Annotated in this window: 1 protein-coding gene and 1 pseudogene; both read right to left on the bottom strand. The window is 76.3% G+C overall.

Translation table 11 applies throughout. The features are described 5' to 3' along the window. Nucleotides 1–2,216, bottom strand: a 2,216-nt coding sequence (locus IEZ12_RS40820) for a type I polyketide synthase (RefSeq protein ID WP_444542893.1), incomplete at its 3' end; no start/stop codon positions are given. A 474-nt stretch (nucleotides 2,217–2,690) separates the two neighbouring features. Then, a pseudogene (locus tag IEZ12_RS40815) lies at nucleotides 2,691–6,596 on the bottom strand (acyltransferase domain-containing protein); the annotation flags it as partial. Between the last annotated feature and the right edge of the window lie 137 nt (nucleotides 6,597–6,733).

Here is a 6,733-nt window from a genome sequence, read left to right as displayed (position 1 = left end):
GCGTCCACCTCGGACGGCTCCAACCCGGCATTGGCCAGCGCCTGCCGGATCACCCGCTCCTGGGAGGGGCCGTTCGGAGCGGTCAGGCCGTTGGACGCACCGTCCTGGTTGGTGGCGGAGCCCCGGACGACCGCCAGCACCTCGTGGCCGTTGCGCCGGGCGTCCGACAGCCGCTCCAGCAGCAGCAGGCCGGCGCCCTCGGCCCAGCCCGCGCCGTCGGCCGCGGCGGCGAAGGACTTGCAGCGGCCGTCGGGCGCGCTCGCCCCCTGCCGGGACATCTCGGTGAACAGCGTGGGCGCCGAGTTGACGGTGACGCCGCCGGCCAGGGCGAACGAGCACTCTCCCGAGCGCAGCGCCTGGGCGGCCAGGTGCAGGGCCACCAGGGACGACGAGCAGCCGGTGTCCAGGGACAGCGCCGGGCCGAGCAGGCCCAGCTGGTACGCCAGCCGGCCCGATCCCACGCTCGACGCGATGCCGGTGACCTGGTAGCCCTCCAGGTCGTCGGGGATCGGCCCGGCGGCGTAGCCGGTGGGCCAGATGCCGGTGAACACGCCGGTGGACGTGCCCTCCAGCGTGGTCGGGTCGATGCCGGCGTACTCGATGGTCTCCCACGCGGTCTCCAGCAGGATGCGCTGCTGGGGGTCCATGGCGAGCGCCTCGCGGGGCGATATCCCGAAGAACGCCGCGTCGAAGTCGCCGACGGCGTCGAGGAAGCCGCCCTTGGACGTGCTCGACGTGCGGGGCCGGCTCCCCGTCGGGTCGTACAGGCGGTCGATGTCCCAGCCCCGGTCGGCCGGGAACTCGCCGACCGCGTCCACGCCGTCCGCGACCAGCCGCCACAGGTCCTCGGGGGTGTCGACGCCTCCGGGGTAGCGGCAGCCCATGCCGATGACCGCGATCGGTTCGTCCGTCGCGACCGCGGCCGGGGCCTGCGGCGCGTCCTGCTCGCCGGACAGGTGGGCGGCCAGCCGGGCCGGGGTGGGGTGGTCGAAGACCAGGGTGGCGGGCAGTTTCACCCCGAGCGCGGCGGTCAGGCGGTTGCGCAGTTCCACCGAAGTCAGCGAGTCGAAGCCGAGGTCCTTGAACGCCTGCCGGGGGTCGATCCGCTCGGGGGTGGCGTGTCCCAGCACCCCGGCGGCGTGGGTGGTGATCAGCTCCAGCAGGTCGGCGCCGCCGGCGGCGGGCGCGGGCGGGGGGGCCTGCGGCCGGCTCTGGGCCTCGGGCAGGTCCCGCAGCAGCCGGCTCGGCCGCGCGTGGGTGTAGGCGCGGGCGAACTGCGCCCAGTCGGCCTCGGTGACGACCGCGAGGGCCTCGTCGTGGTCGAGGACGTCCTGCAGGGCGTCGAGTGCCCGACCCGGGTCGAGTTCGCCGAGGCCGAGCAGGGTGCGCTGGCGCTGCACGGACTCCAGGGCGGCCATGCCGCCGTCGGCCCAGATGCCCCACGCGACGGAGGTCGTGGCGCGGCCCCGGGCGCGGTGCTGTGCGGCCAGGGCGTCGAGGAAGGCGTTGCCGGCGGCGTAGGCCGCGCCGTGGCCGTCGCCCCACACGCCCGCGGTCGAGGAGAACAGGACGAAGGCGTCGAGGTCCGGCAGGAGTTCGGCCAGGTTCTGCGCCCCGGCGACCTTGGCCGTGACGACGTCGGCGAACTCCGCGGCTGTCGTGTCGGCCAGCCTGGTCGCCCTGATCGCGCCGGCGGTGTGGAAGACGGCGCGGATGTCGCCGACGCGCTCGACGAGGTCCCGCAGGGCGTCCCGGTCGGCCACGTCGCACGCCGCCACGGTCACCCGTGCCCCGGCTGCCTCCAGTTCGTCGCGCAGGCGGGCCGCGCCGGGTGCGTCGGGGCCGCGGCGGGCGGCCAGCACGATGTGCTCGGCGCCCTGCCGGGCGAGGCGGCGGGCCACGTGTCCGCCGAGCGCGCCGGTGCCGCCGGTGATCAGCACGGTGCCCCGCGGCCGCCAGGGCTGCGCGGCCGGGCCCGATGCGGCCTTGCGGCGCAGCCGCTTGGCGAAGCGCCGGGCGCCGCGGATCGCCACCTGGTCCTCGCCCGTGCCGGCGAGCACGACGAGCAGCGCGTCCACGCTGTCCGCGTCGGGCACGGCGGGAAGGTCGACCAGGCCGCCCCAGCCGTGCGGGAACTCCAGCGCCGCGGACGCGCCGGCGCCCCACTCCAGGGCCTGGGCCGGGCTGGTGACCGGGTCGGCGCCCGAGGTGCTCACGGCGCCGCTGGTCGCGCACCACAGCGGAACGGCCGCCGGCCTCGCCGGGTCCGGGCTGCGAGCCGGATCCAGGGTGCGGACCAGGTCGAGGGTGCGGACCAGGCCCGCCGGGAGCACCGGGTGGTCGGGGTGCGGCGCCTCGTCCAGCGCCAGCAGCGACAGCACGCCGTCCGGCCGGGCGTCCCCGGTGTCGGCCGCGTCCCAGCTGTCGGCCACCGCGAAGCCCCGGGCGCGCAGGGCCTCGGCCCACGGGTGCCCGGTCGTGGCGAGGACGAGCCAGCGCGCCGGGTCCACCGGGGCCGCGGTGCCGCTCGTCGGCGCCCAGGCCACCTGGTACCGCCAGTCGTCGCGGGGCGCCGGCGGGGTCGCGGTCACCCAGTAGGGCTCGCGCTGGAAGGCGTACGTGGGCAGGTCCGCCGCGGGTGCGGTGCGGGGCAGGACCGGAGTCCAGTCGACGTCGACCCCGGCGGCGTGCAGGCGCCCCGCCGCGGCGAGGAACTCGGTGAGGCCGCCGTGGTCGCGGCGCAGTGTTCCGGTGGCGGCGACGTCCTCCAGCGCGGGCACCAGCACCGGGTGCGGGCCGACCTCCAGGAACAGGTCATGGCCGTCGGCGGTGAGCCGGGCGGTGGCCAGGTCGAACCGCACGGGTTCGCGGAGGTTGCGGTACCAGTAGCCGGCGTCGAGGCCGGCGGTGTCGACCGGCTCGCCGGTGACCGTGGAGTAGAACGGGATCGCCGCCGACCGGGGCGTGATGTCGGCCAGTTCGGCGAGCAGCTGCTCGCGGATCGCCTCGACCTGCGCCGAGTGCGCCGCGTAGTTGACGGGCAGGCGGCGGAAGCGGACGCCGTCGGCCTTGCAGGCGGCCCCCAGTTCGTCCAGCACGTCGAGGTCGCCGGACACCACGACCGCCGCGGGTCCGTTCACCACGGCGGTGGTCAGCCGCTCGCCCCAACGGGCCAGGTAGTCGGCGGCCTGTTCGACGGACAGCGCGAGGGACACCATGCCGCCCCGGTCCGCGATGGCGGCCAGCGCCCTGGACCGCAGCGCCACGACCTTGGCGGCGTCCCGCAGCGACAGCGCGCCGGCGACGTACGCGGCGGCGATCTCCGCCTGGGAGTGGCCGACCACGGCGTCCGGCTGCACGCCGTGGGACCGCCACAGGTCGGCCAGCGCCACCATGACGGCGAACAGGGCCGGCTGCACCACGTCGACGCGGTCCAGCGAGCCGTGGCGCAGTTCGTCGACCAGCGACCAGTCGGTGTACGGGTCCAGGGCGGCGGCGCAGGCGTCGATGCCGGCGCGGAAGACCTCGGACTGCTCGTACAGGTCACGTCCCATGCCCGTCCACTGCGCCCCCTGTCCGGGGAAGACGAACACCGTCCCGCCGGTACGGGTCGGCAGTCCCGGCGGGAGCGCGGCCAGGCCGGACAGCAGGTCGTCCCGGTCGGCGCCGACCACCGCGGCCCGGTGCTCGAACCGGGTGCGGGCGGCCAGTGCGCGGCTGATCGCGGCGGCCGGGACGTCGGGGTGGGCGGTCGCGTACGCGTGCAGCCGCTCGGCCTGGGCGCGCAGCGCGGCGTCGGTCTTCGCGGACAGCAGCCAGGCGGTGGGGGCGGCCTGTCCGGCGGGTTCGGGGCGGCGGCCGGGGTCCGGCTCGGCGGGCTGCTCGATGATCAGGTGGGCGTTGGTGCCGCTGACGCCGAAGGCCGAGACGCCGGCGCGGCGCAGGTGGCCGTGGTCCGGCCACGGCCGGGCCTCGGTGAGCAGCCGGACGCCGCCGGAGGCCCAGTCGACGTGCGGGGAGGGCGCGTCCACGTGCAGGGTCCGCGGCAGTTCGCCGTGCCGCATCGCCATGACCATCTTGATCAGGCCCGCGACGCCGGCGGCGGCCTGGGTGTGGCCGATGTTCGACTTTACGGACCCCAGCCACAGCGGCTCGTCCCGGTCCTGACCGTAGGCGGCCAGCAGGGCGTGGGCCTCGATGGGGTCGCCAAGGGTGGTGCCGGTGCCGTGCGCCTCCACCGCGTCCACCTCGGACGGCTCCAACCCGGCGTTCGCCAGCGCCTGCCGGATGACGCGTTCCTGCGACGGACCGTTCGGCGCGGTCAGGCCGTTGGACGCACCGTCCTGATTGACCGCGCTTCCCGCGACGACCGCCAGCACCCGGTGGCCGTTGCGGCGGGCGTCCGACAGGCGTTCCAGCAGCACCAGGCCGGTGCCCTCGGCCCAGCTGGTGCCGTCGGCCGCGGCGGCGAAGGGCTTGCTGCGGCCGTCCGCCGCGAGGCCGTGCTGGCGGGAGAACTCGGTGAAGCCGAACGGTGTCGCCATGATCGTGACGCCGCCGGCCAGCGCCAGCGAGCACTCGCCCGCGCGCAGGGCCTGGGCGGCCAGGTGGACGGCGACCAGGGACGACGAGCAGGCGGTGTCCACGGACAGCGCCGGACCGCGCAGCCCGAGGTGGTAGGCGACCCGGCCGGACGTGACGCTGGTCGCGACGCCGGTGAACAGGTAGCCCTCCAGGTCCTCCGGCAGGCCCGGCCCGGTCGCGTAGCCGGACGACCAGACGCCGGTGAACACGCCGGTGTGGCTGCCGCGCAGCGAGGCCGGGTCGATCCCGGCGTGCTCGAAGGTCTCCCAGGCCGTCTCCAGCACCAGCCGCTGCTGCGGGTCCATGGCGAGCGCCTCGCGGGGCGAGATGCCGAAGAACGGGGCGTCGAAGCCGGCCACCGCCTCCAGGAACCCGCCCCGGTCGATGTACGTGGTGCCCGCGCCGCGCAGTTCCGGGTCGTACAGGCGGCCCAGGTCCCAGCCGCGGTCGTCCGGGAAGTCGCCGATCGCGTCCACGCCGTCCGCGACCAGCCGCCACAGGTCGTCCGGCGAGGCCACCCCGCCGGGGAAGCGGCAGCCCATCCCCACGATGACGACCGGGTCGTCGTCGTGGGCGGCCGCGGCGGCGGGGGCCGACCGGTCGCCGGGGCCGGTGCGCAGCCAGTCGATCAGCTCCGCGGGCGTCGGGCGGTCGAAGATCAGACCGGAGGGGAGCTTCCGGTCCAGGGCGCCGGCCAGGCGGTTGCGCAGTTCGAGCCCGGTGACCGAGTCGAGGCCGAGCTCCTTGAAGGTGAGCGCGGGATCGATCTCCGCGGGGTCCTCGTGACCCAGCACGAGCGCGATCTGCGCGGTGACCACGGCGGCCACGTCGACCGGGTCGGCCGACTCGGTGTCGCCCGCTCCGGTGTCATGGGTCTCCGGGCCGCCGTCCGCCCGGCCGGGCGCGGCGGTCCCCGCCGCGTGCGTCCCCGGGTCGGCCGGGGTCCGTCCGCCCTGCCCGGCCGTCGCTCCGGGCAGCCAGTACGAACGACGTTGGAAGGCGTACGTGGGCAGGTCGACCGGCGCGGCCCCGGCGACGGCCGGGGACCAGTCGACCGGCACACCGGCCACGAACAGCCGGGACAGCGCGGTCAGGAAGGCGTCCGGTCCGCCCCGGTCGCGGCCCAGCGTGCCGGTGGCGACGCCGGACGCGCCGGTCCGCTCGCAGGCCTCTTCCAGGCTCTGTTCGATGGCGGGCAGCAGCACCGGGTGCGGGCTGACCTCGACCACGACGTCGTGCCCGTCCGCCAGCAGCGCGGCGGTGGCCAGGTCGAAGCGGACCGGCTCGCGCAGATTGCGGTACCAGTAGTCGGCGTCCAGCACCGTGGTGTCGTCGAGGAGACCGCCGGTGACCGCGGAGTAGTAGGGGACAGTGCCCTGCTGCGGCCGCACGCCGTCCAGTTCGGTGTGCAGCCGCTCGCGGATCGCCTCGACGTGCGCGGAGTGGGAGGCGTAGTCCACCGGGACGACGCGTGCGCGGACACCGTCCGCCTCGCAGGCGGCGACCAGCTCGGACAGGGCCTGGGTGTCGCCGGACACCACGACCGAGCCGGCGGCGTTGACCACGGCGACCGTCAGCGCGCCGCCCCAGCGCGACACGTAGTCCTCGGCCCGCTCGGCGGACAGGGCCACGGACACCATGCCGCCCCGGCCGGTCAGCGCCACCAGCGCGCGGCTGCGCAGCGCCACGATCCGGGCCGCGTCGGACAGCGACAGCGCGCCCGCGACGTACGCCGCGGCGATCTCGCCCTGCGAGTGCCCGACCACCGCGTCGGGCTCGACGCCGAAGGAGCGCCACAGTTCCGCCAGGGACACCATCACCGCGAACAGGGCGGGCTGCACGACGTCCACCCGGTCGAGCGGAGCGCCGTCCAGCACCTCGGCCAGCGACCAGTCGGTGTACGGGGCCAGCGCCCGGGCGCACTCGTCCATGGCGGCCCGGAAGACGGGGTACTCGGCGTACAGCTCCCGGCCCATGCCGGCCCACTGCGCGCCCTGGCCGGGGAACACGAAGACGGTGCGGCCCGGGGCGCCGGCCCGGTCGGCGGCGACCTGGACGGAGTCGAGCAGGACCGCGCGGTGCGCGAAGCGGGTCCTGGTGGTGGCCAGCGCGTGCGCGACCTCGGCGCCGGTCAGGTCCGGGTGGCTGC

The sequence above is a fragment of the Kitasatospora griseola genome (assembly GCF_014648555.1).
GTDB classification, from domain to species: domain Bacteria; phylum Actinomycetota; class Actinomycetes; order Streptomycetales; family Streptomycetaceae; genus Kitasatospora; species Kitasatospora griseola.
The sequence above is the reverse complement of the archived record's forward strand: the minus strand, read 5'-3'. Positions and strand labels throughout refer to the sequence as shown.